The organism is Paenibacillus sp. plas6 (assembly GCF_057221655.1).
In genome coordinates this window covers 2,534,533-2,551,985 of the sequence record NZ_CM170151.1, presented here as the reverse complement: position 1 = coordinate 2,551,985, position 17,453 = coordinate 2,534,533, and the positions used below count along the sequence as shown (strand labels likewise).

Genomic DNA, 17,453 nt, shown 5'->3' with positions numbered 1-17,453 from the left:
TATCAACACCTTTATATCAGGTTAATTGACAGGGATATACCAAGACAAAGCTGGTATATCCCCATTGTACCCGAAATCTATTCCAGTTTTGCAAGTAAGCCATTAAACTTGGCATAGTTTACAGCCACACCGTCATCCAGATCGATTTCGATCTGCATGTCTGCCAAATGGTGAAGCAGTTCGTCATATGTTTTCAATTCTTCTATTTTCAAATCCAACTGCTTCAATTCTTTTTTCGCATTGCTGATTTCTTTCGCGGTTCCATCACCTTCGATTATGCTAATAAGAGATTTCTTCTCTGCATCCAGTCGATTCTGAAATTTATGCAAGTAATCGGTCCTAATTCTTGATAAAGTAGTTTTATCGTATCGATGTATATAGACCAAGCAGTTAAACGCTTTTTGCTTACCAGAGGTGAATAGCCAATAAATCGGTGCCTTTCTCCCCCTTGTGCTATACATACTAATATGATCTTGATAAAAATCATTGAGAAAATATCTCCTAATTGTTTCTACCGATGTTTCGCCTTCCTTCTTTCCCAGAACACCTGCGACAAAATTAATATTTTCCTGTAGATGTTCTTCGCCAAAAGAAATCTTTACAAATTCCACGAACTTAGTAACAACATCATTTTCAAACAAATCATCTTGAAGTATTGGAATAATTGCATCTTTGCTGACAGGAAAAGATTTATACTTACTGGAAACAAATTTCCCTCCAGCATAAACTAACCCCTCTTGATCCAACGAGTACCTTCCCATCATACAACCTAAATAGTATGATATTAATGCTTTCACATCTGTGAGTAAGTCTGCCTTATATATTGTTACATCTCTTTCTTCGACATCATTACTCAATTCATCAGAAAGCCCATAAATGCTATTATAGATTTCATTTAGCTTTTCTTCGTTTTGTTTTAATATATTAAACCTGTTTACCGTTACCGCATTCCAATTTTTTGAAGCTTGTTCAATTGTGTTTGCACCATTTCTAAATTGAAGATATGGATGTTTAATAAAATCCCACGATGTCTCCTTAGAATCCCAATCTTCTTTGGATATTTTAATATTTTGTTGCACTAATTCATTAATTTTTACATATTGTTCTCTTTCACTAGGAAGGAATATAGGCAAACTGGCAACATTCCCCACCTGGAAATTCATAGTTGGGTTTTGAACTTTAATTAACTCAAAAGTGAGTTTTGAACAAAGAAAACCCATTAGATAATTCAACTTATCGTCATTAACAAACAAGGATGACCCCCCAACGTCAAAAATAAATCCTTTTGGGGAGTACCTAACTCCAAATCTTGTGGAACTAATGAATGACCAAGTTATACATTCTTTGAAATAGTAATTCGGATTTCTCACTACAGCTCTTTCAAAATTCTTTATCTCTTGTCCATCATTATACCAATTCACTACCCATTCATTATTCCCATACCACTTTCTAAACTCTCCACCTTTGTTGTACGGGAACCATTTCCTTCCACTTTCAATAGCCTCTTCTTTATTTTCCATGCCAATACCTAATTTTTCGAAATCAACTTCGTACCATAATCTCAAGAATCTTTCATTATCTGCAGTAGCAATGCCTTGCCGCGGTGTTGCAATTTCACTTAAAGGTAAGCCTTCCTTGAAGATACGACGTACATTATTTGTTATCCAATAAGCAATTGGATTACTTGGGATGTCTATATTATCTTTGCTGTATGACGTATAACGATAAGTTACATTGCCTTTAACCGCTTCAAGCAACTTTATTGGTTGCACTTCTGGTCCTGGAAAATCGGATAATCTAACGTATTCCCCAGGATAATTGACGTAGTAGTTTCTCATTGTAAAAGTGCATACAGGAATAGCCGCTGTTTCGAAAGAGTTGTACTCTAATTGAACTAAAGAACTTATTGTTTTATTAAGAATGATATATTTACGAAGATCTTCATATGTTTTAATGAACATCCAAACAAACGGAGTAACAAGCCCAATATGCCCATCAGTATTTGTACAGTTCATAATAAACTCCATAAAAACAGCAAACAAATCTGATCTATTGTCAGGATAATGCTCTTGTAAATAATCAGCTAAGGCTGGTGTCATATACTTATTACCCATATAGGGTGGATTAGTGATTACAACATCGTACTTTTCGGAGAGAATTTTTACCTGTTTTAACAATTTCGGCATTATCTCAATGATTTTGCTTCTTGAATCAATTTGAAAAACATCCTCTACAGGCATCTCATGAATGTAATTTAACCTGTTCTCAATAAACTGAATATCAGTGTGTGTTAACTTGACTAATGAACCGATTGACTTTGCATCTTTGAATTGTTCAATAAACCCTTTCACTTCCAGGAATTTGGCACTGTTATTTCCGCCAGTAAAATAAGCGATATCATTATCGTTTAATCGATTTGTTTCCTGAATAGAAGCTAAATTTAACGTTAGCCCTTTCTCTATACTTCTAAAAAATCGATTATTATACTGCAGTGCCTTCATTACTACTGAAAAGCAAGAAAGCTGGTATGCTCGATCATCAATATCCAAACCATAAAGATTGTTCTCGATGATCAGTCTTGGAATTTCCCTTTCCATATATCCGCAACGGCTATAAATCTCATACAAGACGTCAAACATATAAACAAGAATATGACCGCTTCCCATCGCAGGATCGAAACATTTGATATCTTCTACTTTTAGCTCCCTGTTGATATAAGGGGCGAGTTTTTCTTCAAAATCTGGTTCTGGATTCGGATTTTCAAGATAGAACTCCCAGTTTTTTATTAAATCCCTATGTTCTGGGTGCGACTCTACCCAGTAACGCCCAAGAGTGTTTTGTACCATGTAACGTACAATCCAGTCAGGGGTAAACAACTGAGTTGCAAAAGAAATTTCTTCTTTCTTATACTTTTTCTTTGCTTTAATAACTCGATCTTTCTCTTCTGCAATGTAATATTGGTACAACCAACCAATAATTTCTACCTGTTCCCAATCGGACTCGGGAATTTTGTCTGTATCGGTCATTTCCCGCAGAAATGAGTCCTTTGCCAACAATCCTTCGGGAAAAAGAATCTCTTTATAGTCTTCAATTGTCTCGAAGAGAAAAGGAAGATATTTATTCAAACTGTTGCATTGTTTAATAATCAAATACTTGTAGAGTTCCTCAGTTTTGTTATTTAACTTCAGATCATATACAAGCTCTTTATCAATGTCTAAATCAACTGACAAAGCCTCTTTCAAGATATCAGGCTCTGGGTTGTCAGGATTGCTGGAAGACAGCACCCTGACTTTTGTTGGGAGGTAATTGTTTACTTCCATAAATCTCAAGGCTATGAAACGGTTGAACCAGGTATAGGCAACTTCCTCCACCACTTGTTTAAAACCGATGTCCTTGATCCGTTGGATGAGCTTATCCCGCTGTTTCTTTTCGGTGATCGAAAGCTGTTTACCGTCAATATAAATAGCATCCGAGCTTTCGATCTGTGCTTTCTTAATGTTTTCTTCGGTAATCCCGATTTTCAGAGCCTTTGCTTCGACCTTTTTGATCAACTCTCTTCGTGCATTGGTTGCAAAGTTTTTCAACGCTGTTTTATTCATGTCGATTTGTTCACCAGCCCGTATTCCCGTATTTTCATCGTATCATGTGCCGCGGCGAACACCACGGCACCTAAATTACTCCACAAATTCTATTTGTTTATTGCTTCGGATAATTTGCTTTAACCTCACCGAAAGAGAATGAAGCAATTTATCTACGTCTTCCTCGGTTTTAAGGGTCTTATCCATAATCAAGTTACTGATTTTCACTTTTTCCTTCTGAACAACAACCGTCTCGACTCCGTAAGAAACCCCTCCATCATTGACCACTGGTTTCGCTTGATTGTTCCACTCTTGGATTTCACGGCTCAATCGAATATCCATAGTTTCTTTGAAAGTGGAACTTTGCGTTACTGTCGCATCTACCTTAAAGATATCGGTAAAATCATCGATGCTCTGGAATAACCCATCGTAGAAAGTTTGAATACGATTTTTGGTTTCATCCGTCACGCCATCATGGTTCGAACGCAACAGAAGATGGTCAAGATCCAATTGAATCGCATTTTTCGCCGCCAGCTTTTTATCTTCCAGTACCCTTCGAATTGCCTCGTCGATCTTATTGACCAATTCGGGAATCTCTTTAATTCTTCTGTACGGAAGCGGATCCGTCAAAATCTCCTGCAATTTAGCGGCGTAATCCTTGGTTTCTTCAGCGGTCAAATAAACGCTGTTGTCTTTGTATTTGTCGTAAGCATGAAGCCCTTTGTCAAAAATATCTTTCTGGTTTTCAAAGAAACTCTTAACGTAGGAAAAGTCCTCTTCCCAATCCAACAGGTTGTCTTCAAGGTCGCGAAGTCTCGTAAAGAACGAAACATTGTCCATTCCCTTCGTAAACTCGCCAAAGTATTCAAGACCCTTATCCAGAAGGCTTTTTCCAGGATATTTTCTGCCCTCATAACGATTTTTCAGAGCTTTGATTTCCGCAACCTGTTGGTCGATAAGGTGACGAATATCTTTCATCAAGCCATCTTCATTGTCAGCAAGATCTGTTTTATTGAATATTTGTTTACAGATGTTTTTGGCTGTTTTCAGAAGGGACTCATCCACCTTCACACGCTTGAGAACGATCGCTTTGTCCACTTCGCTTGCTTTCGTTAAAACATGAACCATATTGCCGTCTTCAGGTTCCAAGTATTCTGCATTGTAGCGAATCCTGATTCTTTGTTCTTTGATCAATTCGGCGATCAGGCCTGAGATATCCAGCGGCTTCCATCCATAAGGCTTGTCGCTGAAACGATCCAAAAGAATTTTTACGCGGACTTGCTTTTGAATGCTGTCTTGTAAGCTGATGAAATCAAACACTTCTTTAATAGCCAATTCATTCGTGTTTTGCTTCGATCCATCTATGGTAAGTTGCTCATCCTTGCGTCTTAAAATCGAAACCAAATCTTTCTCTGATTCTAAGAATGTCTTAACATATCCCAATTTCGTATAAACATTCTCCACCAATTTATGGAATGCGGCGTTGATTTTCTCTTTTACGGAAGCCCCTTTGATTTCCGCTTTGTCACCGTTGATGAAAAATACTCCACTCTTTATCGCTTCCTCTAGCATGTCACGCACTCTTCGTCTTCTGTCTCTTGCTTCTACTTGTTTGTTGTTCAAGATATTTTGAATATTTTCAGGAAGTTGAGCAGGGTTCTTTTTCTTTCGGTACTCTTCGATCTTGAGAACTTCCTCCATTTCTTCGATATAGGCATCACTGCCTCCCAACTTCAAGATCATCTCGCCATTCCCTGAAGACATCAGCATTAATTCCTGATCGGATTTGGCATAATGATCAGACAACGGAGAAAGGATGTTCATTCCGATACTCGAAGTTTGATTTCCATAGTTTTTCTCATCCATTTTTTGGTTGTATGAGAACTGATACTGCGACGAATACCGATACCTTTTGTCATCGTACAAGTCCTGAAAAATGTAGTTGGCCAACTCTCTCTTGATGAGATCTTCATCAATCTTCATGCCCTTAATTTCCCGATTGATATCCTGCTCATCGTCGGTTAAGAAAATGTAGACTTCCCCGTTCTTTTGAATCAGGGTTTGCGAAATCAACTTCCGCAACGCAACTTCGATCTTCGCCTTAAGTGCCAGCTTGTCTTCATCGATGTTTGTCACCATGAGTGTTGCGATGTTATCAATGTTCGCAGGCAGTTCTTTAATGTACTTGATCATAAAAAGAACTTTGAGCAAATGGATGTTAAATTCGTCATCTTTTAACGCAGGGTTCTCATATGCACCCTCAATCACCCTTGCGATGGAAGGGGTCAGAAATTCCTTGATCGTATCATAAAATGCATAGAAGGGAACCAAGATTCCTTCTTGGGCGTTCTTGTACTGAAGTCCAGCCTCTTTGAATGCGGACAGCATGGAACGTTCCCCTTCAGACAGATGCTTCCCCGAACTTCCATGCTTACGCACTTGCTCAAATACATTCTGGAGAAGCTTGAACTGGTAAGGTATGAACGGATAAACGTCTGAAAACTCTTTCTCGTCCTCGTAACCTCTTAAGTCGGCCGTACTATCTTTGAAGCTAACAAGATTCTTCAATATTGCACTTTTCTCATGATAGAGCAGCTTGAGCATGTCAGCGGCATGTTCTTTCTTTAAAAGGATCCGTTTTTTAATGACCTCATCAACGGAGATAGAAGACAAGGACAGCCTCGTATCGAATCGCCCTTGTATTCGGGAGAAATCGTCACCTTTCACTTTCACAATGCTGTCGATGCTTTCTTGGGATGTCACCATAATCCAGACTTTACCTTTGCAGTACGTCCCAAGATCCTCAGCCACCGTTTGCAGATTTAACATCAATTGACGGCTATCGCCAATGTATTGCCCAATTTCATCGACAAGGAAAATTAAGTGGAAGTTATCTCCTTTTTGGTCTATGTATTCCTTTACATCTTTGGCAAACTTCTCAATGCTGATTTCAAAGTTATTGACGCCGTTCTCGAACCAATTCCTGGCTGACTCTTCAGACATAGATGTCACTTTCGTTAATGCCCCGATGACGAAATCGGCATCAAACCAAAAGGTATGCCTACGATCAATCCATTCTTCTCCAGCCAGGGCTTTAAACTCCCGTTTAAAGTCCTCGTATACGCCTTCTTTTGTGAGATACTTCTCCATTTCAGCAACGCCTGGAATGTCACCGTAGAAACCACGATGTTCATAAAACACTTTCATAAATACCCGAAGGATCGCATCTTCCTTGGACTTGTTATCCAAAGGACTTTTCGAATCGATATTGAAGAGGATCACTTCCGTTTCGACATCAGCCGCTCGTTTCATATTGGCCAATACTAACGGGTCCTGGATTTTGTCCATAAAGAAGTCGATCGCTCTTTTATCCTTCACCTTTTTGTTTTCCAAAAGGTAAGCAAGGATTTTCAAGAAATGGGACTTACCCGAACCGAAGAACCCTGAAATCCACACACCCATTTTATCGGTGTACCCGTCGATTCCCTGCTGATAATTCTCGTAAAACTTGGATAAGTGCCTGTTCAATTCCCTGGTAACGACATACTCGTCAAGTTCCTGATATATGTTATCCTCATCAGTCTGAGCGACCTTAATAACACCCTTTATGCTTCGCTCGATATCTTTTTGAAACATATCTTTGAACAACATAAGCTCTTCCCCCTGTAATACAATTAATCCACCAATCTGAATGCTCTGTAATAATTGTCGTCCTTAAATCGACCAAATAATTGAAGTGACAAGCCATCGTATTTACCTGGAAAGAACAAGATGACAGGAATTTTATCCAGTACCTCCTGAAGGTTATTGAGTATTGTATGGGATCGTACAAAAGGATAGACCTTTCCGACTCCCGTGATGAACACAACATTATGATCCTGTATCTGTTCTTTTATTTTTTGAAGGAAGATTTCAGGTTTGGCGAAATTCGTCATCGCCTTAAATAAAGCATCTTTCCCTTGGTTCTCTTCCATTTGAAAAATCCGTTCAAAAATTCGCTTTTCCTTCGCAATCTCAATGAGCATTTTGTAAAGGTCAAACTCGATAATTTTTCGGTTGGAACCTTCGTGACTGAATTCTTTCTTGATATGCTGAATGTAGTCCCGAACCACCAATTCATGTTCAGGCTCGTAATCAAACACATAAAAACTGATCTCATTGCCGAGACCCCTGCCTTGGATGAACTTATCCTCTTTTATCTTTGGAATAATTTTATCCAGCCGTCTATTCAAATTTGCCATGATATTCCCACGCTCATTCCCCCATTGCCTTTACATAGGCAATGTCTCCTATGTTTATCAAATGCTTTTTCAACCGTTCGTCCATCAGTAAACGGTTCAATTCGCCTGTATTCTTGTTTTTAAGTAGCCCTGATTCCATCAAGATTCTCACATACACTTGCTTCAGCTTTTTTATTGTTTGTTCTGTCCAGCTTGCAACCCCTGCGTCCTGTTCTGCTTTAGACGCAAAATATTGGTTTAGATCTTTTTTTTCAAGAAGATGATTGCCCGTCTCAAGTTTCTCCCTGACGACTTCATTCATAAATTCAAAGAAGAGCCTGTCCGTTTTCATAATGGCATATAGATTAATAATTTTCCCAGAGTCCAAGGAATCCGTTAGAACCCATTTTCTAAGCGTGGCATCCAATACGTCCACTCTACGCAAAACCGAGGGGAGGCTACGTTTTAGGCTTGATTTCACTTTGTACTGAAACAAATTATCGGTTAGCACCTTTTCTTTGATCTCCACCTCAGTAAAACCTTGCTCCGCAAGACCCACGACCTGTTTGAACTCAAAAAACAGGAATGAAGCCCCAGTTAAAGTCGCACTATATTCTAATTCTTTAGTCATGGTATAACTCCTTCTATCCAGTCGCTGTTTGACTGTCCTTTAATATTCCGTTCATTTCTAATATTCGTTCGACGACCTCAAGTCGCCGTTTCCCACACTGTTGTTTCAATACTGTGGTGAAATCATTTTGTTTCAAGATCTTCCTTTGGTTGTTTAAATAAATATCTGTTATGCTTCTTATGAGGGTTTCTTCACTGATTTCATTTTTCCAATATGCATCAATCATGCTGTTCAGTGTACTGGCCAATTCTCTTTGCGTCTTATAGAAAAGTTTAATTTCCAAACTGAACACCTCATACCTGCCCTCATTATTACTCAAATCCTATTTTATTCTTACTTTTAGTGCAATACAAGCCAAGGAAAAATGAATCATATCATGAAAATTCCAAAATTAAAACCGCCCACACAGGCGGTTCAGTGGTCAGATTTAGAAACGGTTGATAAGATACTCCGATAATCGTTCTTGTTGGGCTAAAAACGCCCGTTCATCCGTGACTTCTTCCAACAAAATCTCCACCAATCTTGGGTTAATCATCGACGACCATAACCATTCTTTGTCGATTTGCATGATTTCTTCAACGACTTTTCCCTGCAAGCCTTGACTGCTTTTTTCTTCACCAGCCTCGCCAGGCAACCCATCTGGAAGCTCCTCTATAGAACCAATCAAATATGGCGAGAAAAATTGGATCATCTTCTCCAAAATCGTTTTGATTTCCGCCATTGTGTTAAACAAATCATCGCAGGGCTCAAAGTATACTCTGAGTGAACGGTTCTCCATCACGATGTTTGGGTGAACTTTTTTCGTTATGAGGGGCTTGTGAAGGCAAAACCTTCGATACATGTCCTCACGGCCTTCGTCAAAATGTATACCAACAAACGCCCTTCCTTGCCTATTTCTGGTCGAGATCTGATAAACGGCTCCGCCGATGCCTGTCCCCAAGTTGATTGTTAAACTGTATGCCGAGTGCTTTTTGCTTTTATGTACGTTGGGAAAATAGGCGAGATGTTTCCGCAAATACTCCATCAGGCACTTTTTCACGTCCTCAATGCGGTTAAAATCATAACGGTATTCACCGATATAGGCTCTTCCAATATGCGTGTCAGGCATTTGCTCATGCCGATAAACCAGTTTCAGCGGCTGTGCAACCTTGTTTATTCGCCATAAATTCGACCATATATCCAATGAGTTGATATTATCCAATATTTCAAGCTCCTGCATCACATCAGGATGAAGCTCCAATCCATAAAAATTGATGTATTTCTGCGGATTGGCTTTCAGAAATGCTTTGACCGCCGAAAGATGTTTTTCATCGAACCGAAGAGCAGTCCAAACCACAATTCCCTCTTGTAAGTTATGTAGAATTGGCCATAATTTTTCTTTTAAGTGAGCATCATCGGATGGCGTCAATTGATTTTCAACGAAAACCTCCACCCGTTTGTCTTTGGAAACCGCGTAAAAATCAATCTTCTTGCGGCCATGCGGAATTTCCAGTTCAATCTGAGTCAGGTCAACGCCCAGGATACGTTCCAGCACATCAGGATATTTTTTTAAATACAGGTTGAAGATCATTTCTTTTTCCGAACGATGTTTTGGCATTGTATTCCTACCTTTTCATCATGAATGGGAAGGGAGAGACATTCCCTGTCCCTCCCATTCGAAAGGTTTTCAAACCACGAGTTTGAATTGGTCAATCAGCTCTGCCAAAATTAAGATATCACGGACTTTCGTGTCCGAGTTCCATTGGCACTGGGCAATATGCTCGACAATTTTGAGCAGACTCTCCTTTGCCTCACTGCTCAGCTCTTTTCCATTCAACAGATATTCATGCTTTATCAGAAGTTCAGACAAATTGATTTTTTCGGATGCCTGTGGCTCTTTGATGTTAATAGCCGCTAGCAACACCGAACTATTGATATCCAATACCCCCGCCAATCTCAATATAACGGAAATAGATGGAGATTTCCTTTCTCCTCTTTCCAATCTATTGATGTACGAGGCAGAAACACCGCACAGTTCTTCCAACTGCTTCAAAGACAAATTTTTGATTTTCCGATAATGCTTCAGCATGATCCCGAAATTGTCGGAGACCGTAAGACCGCCTTCTGCCTCCTCATCCGCTTCGTCCAACAAATCCACGTCTTTCAGCATGTCCTCATTCATGGTGTATTTCTCCTTCCTTTCCATCTGATTCCCAGTCGGGAAACCTGTTATTTTTGCCTCGACATATCTTAAGCGTTGCCATCCTTGTCAATCATGTCAGCCCTTAAAACCTCACAACGTCCTTCACCCTCTGTCGCACAACTCCTGAAACGCACACCTGCGGCAGATCGCCCGATTTTTCGTTTGTTCGAACCTCTCCATGTCCAATGGCACATTTGGTTCTGGAACACGCAAGTAGGCCTTCATTTCCTTCACGCTGGTTTGAATCAACGACTGCACGTACTCCAGATCAGCTTGTTTTGGAGTGAAGGAAGCGTGTTTTCCTATTGCCAAATATTCATTTCTGAGCTCTATCTGTTCCAGTGAAGGAATATCAAATGCACCTTTCAAAAACAGCGAATAAAGCATTAACTGAACGGTATCTCCAGAGGATGGCCGCCCTGTCTTGAAATCGACGACAACAAATTTTCCGCTCTCGAGGTCTTGATACAGCAGATCCATGACCACCCACACTTTAACGCCTTCAATCTCAAATAATCGGAACCGCTCGGATGTGATCAGTTCAATCCTTTTTCCCTTTCCGTCGAAAATGTCCATGAAGGTTTGACTTGAGAGCAAATGGTTGGCAATGACGGTCATCCGCTCCCGATATTCTTCGATTTTTTTGTTCGGGAAGCTCACCATCGTAATACATTTCATGCAACATGTTGATGTCACTGGGTTGTTCGTACCATTGCTCCTTTTTGTGTACGGATTCCCAAAATGCCTTGTTCAACGTTTTTCGAACAGATTCAGTGAATTCTTCAACGGTTATTTTTTGGGATTGGTCAATCATTCGATGGATCTGGTTGTGCACCGAAATCCCGAACAATTGTTCAAGTGTAACCAGCCGTTTCAGACGATAGGCATGCCTGGAGAGATTGGACGCTTCTCGCCTCCAGCCTCCCCAGGAGGAGTAATAGGCGTGAAAGTAAGATCTTTTGCAATTCAGAAACGTTTGGTTTCGTGTCCATGACCAACTGAGCTCTGGAAATGGTTGAGCCACATTCACAATCAACCTACCTCCATCCATTCCTGCTCGATTGGCATTGCAAATGACCGTTCCAACTTGTATGTTTTGTTTCGTCCGTATACCCCTCGTTTCCGCTTCTCCACGCCAACAACCGTAATGAGAACAAGCCGATTTTCCATCCCATCGACAACGATTTCGACGCCATTTTGCAGTCTCCACTTTGCGATCCCCTGGATTTTCGGCATCTCTTCTTTCAGGCGATTGGTTATGTCCTTGGGATCCAGATTCTGTTCATTGCAACGTTTCAAAAAATGCTTGGTGCATTGGATCTTCATGCCGATCTCCCTCCATCGGATAAAGTTATGTTCTTAATTCGATTGAAAAAATTGAAGGGCATCGACTCCAACCATTCATGGAGTGATGCCCCTGGGAAAAGCATGTATTGAATTTGACGTTGGCAAAAATAATATTCGCATTTATATCCGCACCTCATCAGAACGAATGTTTGCGTGTTGTTTTAATATCAGTTTATCTGGCCTATTGCAGGTTTTCAACTCTTGCTTTTATTAAATTTTCCTGCTGAAGTTGCTTGGTAGGCAAAAAGGTTTTGAAGGGGAAAGGAATCTTATATACAATTTATCCACAGAACCGCCTGTTTATTTTGTGGATAATTTCTCCATGTTCCTGAGCCTGCATATCTTTTATGAAGGATCTGCATAAATTTTTAATATCCTTTTCATAAATTTTGCATACTTGTAGCCGTAATTTTGCCGAAATGTCCAATAAACTTATGAAGTTTATATAAAACAGTTCAACAATTGCTTCATACCTTTTATGCATTTATGGCCGCTTCCAAGTTTGCTTTCTTCAGAGGCACTTGTGCGTAATTTCACCCCTCCTGCAGGTCTGGTTACCCTCCTCGATATTTCAATCTATTGATAAGTCCCGTCAACCTATATTTCCTAACCGTTTTTCAAATGGATCTGTCGCCCAATATTTCCGTGGCACAATATCTTTCATTTAACCAGCAATTTTTTCTCTCAATATGTTCACTATATATAGTGAGAACAAATGTTTGACACACAATATATAGTATTATATAATCAAGTCAAATGATAATATCTGGAAAGGAGAGGGACTGAATGGCAACCAAAGGCCATAACAAAGTGTCTTCTGACAAGATGGCGACACTAGCATCTAAGGTTTTGAAGAGTGACAGGTACAGTGATACAACCAAGAAGCTTGCTGGTTCTGTTTTGTCACAGTCAAAAAAAGGTAAAAACTAGATTTGATAATGGAGGTCTGCCTAATGGCTAAAGTGAAAATCAAACTTACGTCATCCATGTCAAAAGCCCGTATCAAAAACGAACTCAACCGTGCCGTCAGAAAAATACATCAGGAACTGGAACGCGAAATCAAAAGAAAACTGAAGTAACTACTTGAAAACTTTCCTTCATAACACTCTCCTCCAGATACCATCACGTATCTAGATTTTTTGCCCTGCTAGTCCCCTTGGCATGAACAAATCTGTTCATTAGTGATAATTTCCAAGGCTTCTCTTGCCATTATTTTGTGTTTAAGCAATTCCCTTTTTATTAACTTCATCCCTGTGCAACCTTCAACCCTTTTCAACTATCAAGCAACTGTACCTGCAGGTCTGGAAACAGCCTTGATTTTTCTGCCTCCTGATAAGCCCCACCAACCAACACATACTTCCTAACCGCTTTTTCAAATGGATCCGCCACCCAATATTCAGGAACCTCGCATCGGGCATATGTATCCTTCTTTTTGCCCAGCAGTTTGTCACGATGGCTTGGATTCGACACGATTTCAACGACCAGATTAGGTACGCCGAAAATCCTGTTTTTCTGGATGATTCCGCTTCTTGCTCTCTTTACAAAGACGATATCGGGAATGACCGCAACTTCCTTCTCCTCGATATAAACCAGCGTTCTAGGCAAAGCCGTTCCCGACTGGTTCTCCCTGGCATAGAGAGTTAATTCAGTTAGTAGATGTACAAATGCCAAGTCCTTTAAACTCACATCCATCAAATCCTCTCAACGATATTCCGCCTTTAGCAGTCTTTCAAGCTCATTCCTTGATTCATGAGGGAGGATTTCAATTAATTTTTTCAACCCGATTTGACCGATCAACATAAGGATAACTTTTCGCATTTCATCATCAGAAAATAAGAGCCTACCTTCCTCGATTTCCCATTTCCCATCATTAGGGATCGACTCTTCAAATACTTGAATCGGGATTTTCTGCGGTTCAGCCTTAGGAATCATTTCCATGTATACTCGCTCCCTTTTGCATTTTAATTTGAAGGATAAGCTGATCAAACAATTACCTTGTTCCCTTTATTTCCAGTATACCATCGTGCAAAAAGAAAAAGAGAAGCCGCATCACTCCTCTTCACCTTTATTCATCTTCCCGATGCCTTTCATATGACTGTCTGATCAGAAACATCGCATAGTCGATTTCATCTGCGGACGAGACCCCAAACTCAACGTCTCCGTTCCCCCAACGACCGACGTTGCTCACATCCTTACAAATACCTTTCGGATCCTGAATTTCATCGAAGGGCATATTTAAGCTTAACCGCAGTCTGCTTTTCTGCGGCACAATATCGACGAAGTTTGTTGACGTCTTAAATGCAATGTATAACTTTTTGAACTCCATGCGGACAGAGCTGTCCAGGTTACAGATTCGTTTGCTCAATTCTTCGAATAACGCCAACATATCCCCCTGTAATTCAGGGTGATCGGCAATCGTATAAGTCACACTTTCATTTTCGGAGCCTTTCTTTCGATATTTGGCCAGAATATCATCGGAAAGATGTGGGTACTCCCACACTTTTAACGCCAAATCCGCCAAGAATTGAGCCCGTTTGAGGATTTCCTCCTCATTCCAAGTTTCAAGTTTGGCCAGTTCTCTGTTTAACCTCAGCGGACTGTCTGCAAATCCGCCCTCCATATCCCGTTTTTCCTTAAACGACCGATCACTGAGCTCGGAATTATATCGGGTCAGTGTCAGGTTGCCCAGCGTATGAAGATACGTTTTGTGCACCTCTTCCCAATTTGGCCCCAAATCCCGTCTCCACTCTGGAGACAAGTTTGGATTTTGCGGCATGATGTGTTCAATCGTATAGGCTTCGATATCAATAATCTCTTTCCGATTGAAATTTTCCAGCTTCCGAAGCAGGTAATTTCGATTACGGAAATTATACACATCCTTAATCATGAGTTCCCGCTTGAACTCCTCATCGGTCGGAAACCGTTTATAGGAATCTTTGAGTAAAAACGCCGCCCGCACGCTTTCCAAATAATTCGCCTTGTCGATCTCTTTGCTGAGGGTCGCAAACGTTTTGTTCAATGAATTGGTCGGAACCCCGCAAACCGCTCTGCGGAATACGTACGCCTCAACAAGCTTCAGAATTTCGATAAAGTCCGATTTGGATAACATTTGACGCTCATAGTCGTCATATACCTCAAGCAAGAACGGATACGAGACATCGACCTTAAGCGTGTTGATATCCGTCAGCACTTCATTGATTTCTTTATCCTTTTCTGTCTGGAACGCGAGTTTCACAAAGTATTGGGAATATCGATAAATGTCCTCGACAATCTGTTGAACGTCCAGTTCACTGTGCTCAAATACATATGCCTTGAAACTGGAGTAAACTTCTTGTATGTTTGGAATTCGTCCTGTCTTAACCGTTAGGTAGTCACGCATAAATCGGTCAAATAAAGCGGAATTTGTCAGATTCCCGAAGCTTTTTTCTATCGGATACCAGTATTCCCTGTACAGTTCCGCTTGCTCTTTCGGCTCCAGTTTCATCAAAACGAAGTTTCGGATCAAATCGGCTTGCGACAGATCAAGCCCCGTTGAGTTAAGACTTTCAAAAATCAACTGTGGATTATCATGGTCACGATCCAACGAAATATCTACAATAATCAACTTGGAGATTCCCTGATACAGCTTGTTCAGATCGATACCGCTGTTTTTGATGGATTCCGCAAAAAAATGATAGTTCTCGTACACCCTCGGGGAGTATTCCTCGGGGAGTTTTTTGTCTAAGATCAGGTTGATCAGCGTGTCCTTATCGCTCTGCGTCAAGATGAGTTTGTGATACAGCTCCCCCTCTTCTTCGCTGTTGACCAGATAGTAATTCATGATCTTCTTTTTCGTAATATCCAAGGTTTGCCCGTTCTCCTCGATGGCTTTGCCCAACGCAAGCAACAGTAACGTCAACGTGGTCAATCGTTGCTGTCCATCAATGACGAGCAGTTGCGGAACGGATGATACTTGATATAGCCCTTGTTCGATATAGACAATCGAGCCAACAAAGTGGCCCTTGATCTTTTCGTCTTCCGCCGCTCTTACAATATCGTTCCAAAGCTGGCGACACTGCTTTATCGTCCAGCTATATTTTCGCTGATAAATCGGGATGATAAATTGCTTGGTGCCTTGCATAAATTTCAATATATTGGTTTCTACCGCCTTCACTTGTCCCTCTCCTTGTGAAAGAATTCCTGTTCCCATTTTGATATTGTTTCATTTTCGCACCCCAACCCAAATTGACGAGCTCTTCTTTTGTAATCGGACGGATTATTTGACTGCATTCGAAACGATTCATTTTATTCATGCTGTAAAGAGATAATTATTGGCATGCCGCTCAATCATTCAGCGATTGGGCGGTTTTTATTTTGCAAAAGCATCCTTTATTGGACTGTGAGTATACACTCTGTTTTATTCAGAAACACGTATGACTTTGGTTGCGTGTTCGTTAACTTGAATAACAAATGACTCATGATTTGAAGACAACACCTTTTCGATAAAAGGTAAGCCTGGAGCATAATAAAAACTTCCACCGATCTTTAGTGAATAAAGAATTTCCATATACTTTTGTGCATAGCGTTTGTATTCCTCATCAGCCTTTATGTGGTGGTGTGTAAAATGGTTTGAGAACGCCATATGGGAAATCACGGTTCCCCATGTTTTTGGACAAAAGGTACTTTCCAACCAGTTCATTCTGTACGTGTAACGATTAGAAGAAACACTCCGATCCATTCCGTATGCTTCTATGCCTTTTTTTCTTAAAAATTGTACTAAGCTGGCGTGAACACCACATCCTAAATCCAGTACAGGCTCCTCTATGGTTAGTAAATCTATACCAAACAATCCCAACTGAAATGAAGGAGAGTATTCCGCACATTCGACATAGATAATATTAGGGCTTTCCTTATATTTTTTAAATATTTCCGATCCATTCGATTCTAATAAAAATGATTGCAAGTTCCTATAATGCAAGTCAAACAATTGATCGATTTCCTTTGTTATTTCCCCATGAGTAGCAATCGTGCAAATTCGTTCAAAAAAATCCTGATAAATCTTTTCAAGCTTCCTTTTATGTGTGTCATTAAAATTCAAGTATTGATTTACTTCCGTAAATAAGTTCATTGATTTATCTGCGGCATACGAAAGTAAATGTTGGTATGTATCTTCTTTCGCTGCGAGTTGAATAAATGCGGAAACTTCGTCAATTCTTCTAACAAGTAACTCGACCGTTTCTTTCGAGGGGCTTAAGATCAGCCGTCCGTTTGCTATTTCATAAAATAAACTCTTATTTCGATTATGAATTAGTTGTTGATCAATGACATATAGAAAATCCGAAAAAGTGAACACTCTCATACCCCCGAGTTTCTTACCCAGCAAAGAAATCGTACTTCATTCTATTTTACACCATGGGCTTGTCAATTAAACCAGGAAAGGAAGCCGCAAAACTTTGTCTGATTGTGTGCCCAATGATCGTTCCTTTCCCCTGCCCCCTTTCGCAAACCAACCGCAG

15 protein-coding genes and 1 pseudogene are annotated in these 17,453 nt (G+C 40.2%); 3 read left to right on the top strand and 13 right to left on the bottom strand.

The window, feature by feature from the left end:
- Window positions 1-77 precede the first annotated feature (77 nt).
- The 9 genes from pglX to AC2TDL_RS11460 form a co-directional block, all read right to left on the bottom strand.
- The gene (gene pglX / locus AC2TDL_RS11500) at window positions 78-3,599 is read right to left on the bottom strand and encodes a BREX-1 system adenine-specific DNA-methyltransferase PglX (RefSeq protein ID WP_484696252.1); all 3,522 of its coding nucleotides are present in this window, start codon (window positions 3,597-3,599) and stop codon (window positions 78-80) included.
- A gap of 75 nt (window positions 3,600-3,674) precedes the next feature.
- A complete protein-coding gene (brxC, locus tag AC2TDL_RS11495; protein WP_484696251.1) occupies window positions 3,675-7,229 on the bottom strand; it encodes a BREX system P-loop protein BrxC in 3,555 nt (1,184 codons plus the stop codon).
- A gap of 23 nt (window positions 7,230-7,252) precedes the next feature.
- The gene (locus tag AC2TDL_RS11490; RefSeq protein WP_484696250.1) at window positions 7,253-7,819 is read right to left on the bottom strand and encodes a DUF1788 domain-containing protein; all 567 of its coding nucleotides are present in this window, start codon (window positions 7,817-7,819) and stop codon (window positions 7,253-7,255) included.
- A gap of 13 nt (window positions 7,820-7,832) precedes the next feature.
- Window positions 7,833-8,429 carry a DUF1819 family protein gene (locus AC2TDL_RS11485; RefSeq protein ID WP_484696249.1) on the bottom strand — a complete coding sequence of 199 codons (597 nt, stop codon included), beginning with the start codon at window positions 8,427-8,429 and terminating at the stop codon, window positions 7,833-7,835.
- Between the two features lie 13 nt (window positions 8,430-8,442).
- A complete protein-coding gene (locus AC2TDL_RS11480) occupies window positions 8,443-8,721 on the bottom strand; it encodes a TIGR04540 family protein (RefSeq protein WP_484701149.1) in 279 nt (92 codons plus the stop codon).
- Window positions 8,722-8,856: 135 nt separating this feature from the next.
- On the bottom strand, window positions 8,857-10,026 hold the full coding sequence (locus tag AC2TDL_RS11475) for a hypothetical protein (protein ID WP_484696248.1): 1,170 nt from the start codon (window positions 10,024-10,026) through the stop codon (window positions 8,857-8,859).
- Between the two features lie 69 nt (window positions 10,027-10,095).
- Window positions 10,096-10,590, bottom strand: coding sequence for a helix-turn-helix domain-containing protein (locus AC2TDL_RS11470; protein WP_484696247.1), 495 nt, complete (start codon window positions 10,588-10,590; stop codon window positions 10,096-10,098).
- A 123-nt stretch (window positions 10,591-10,713) separates the two neighbouring features.
- On the bottom strand, window positions 10,714-11,289 hold the full coding sequence (locus tag AC2TDL_RS11465; protein ID WP_484696246.1) for a PD-(D/E)XK nuclease family protein: 576 nt from the start codon (window positions 11,287-11,289) through the stop codon (window positions 10,714-10,716).
- 354 nt (window positions 11,290-11,643) lie between these two features.
- Window positions 11,644-11,847, bottom strand: coding sequence for a hypothetical protein (locus tag AC2TDL_RS11460; protein WP_484696245.1), 204 nt, complete (start codon window positions 11,845-11,847; stop codon window positions 11,644-11,646).
- A gap of 897 nt (window positions 11,848-12,744) precedes the next feature.
- Here AC2TDL_RS11460 and AC2TDL_RS11455 point away from each other — a divergent pair.
- On the top strand, window positions 12,745-12,888 hold the full coding sequence (locus AC2TDL_RS11455; RefSeq protein ID WP_327875232.1) for a hypothetical protein: 144 nt from the start codon (window positions 12,745-12,747) through the stop codon (window positions 12,886-12,888).
- Between the two features lie 23 nt (window positions 12,889-12,911).
- Window positions 12,912-13,037: a hypothetical protein gene (locus AC2TDL_RS11450; protein WP_327875234.1), complete on the top strand. Its 126-nt coding sequence runs from the start codon at window positions 12,912-12,914 to the stop codon at window positions 13,035-13,037.
- Window positions 13,038-13,230: 193 nt separating this feature from the next.
- On the opposite strand, the gene AC2TDL_RS11445 is transcribed toward AC2TDL_RS11450, so the two are convergent.
- The 3 genes from AC2TDL_RS11445 to AC2TDL_RS11435 form a co-directional block, all read right to left on the bottom strand.
- Window positions 13,231-13,650: a Uma2 family endonuclease gene (locus AC2TDL_RS11445; protein WP_484696244.1), complete on the bottom strand. Its 420-nt coding sequence runs from the start codon at window positions 13,648-13,650 to the stop codon at window positions 13,231-13,233.
- A gap of 9 nt (window positions 13,651-13,659) precedes the next feature.
- Entirely contained in the window at window positions 13,660-13,896 is a 237-nt protein-coding gene (locus tag AC2TDL_RS11440) for a hypothetical protein (protein WP_484696243.1), read from the bottom strand.
- A 127-nt stretch (window positions 13,897-14,023) separates the two neighbouring features.
- Window positions 14,024-16,111, bottom strand: a complete 2,088-nt coding sequence (locus tag AC2TDL_RS11435; protein WP_484696242.1) for a GmrSD restriction endonuclease domain-containing protein — start codon at window positions 16,109-16,111, stop codon at window positions 14,024-14,026.
- 70 nt (window positions 16,112-16,181) lie between these two features.
- Between AC2TDL_RS11435 and AC2TDL_RS11430 the strand changes: the two are divergent.
- Window positions 16,182-16,265: pseudogene (locus AC2TDL_RS11430) on the top strand (SAM-dependent methyltransferase); the annotation flags it as partial.
- An 89-nt stretch (window positions 16,266-16,354) separates the two neighbouring features.
- On the opposite strand, the gene AC2TDL_RS11425 reads toward AC2TDL_RS11430, so the two are convergent.
- Entirely contained in the window at window positions 16,355-17,290 is a 936-nt protein-coding gene (locus AC2TDL_RS11425) for a class I SAM-dependent methyltransferase (RefSeq protein ID WP_484696241.1), read from the bottom strand.
- Window positions 17,291-17,453: the final 163 nt, after the last annotated feature.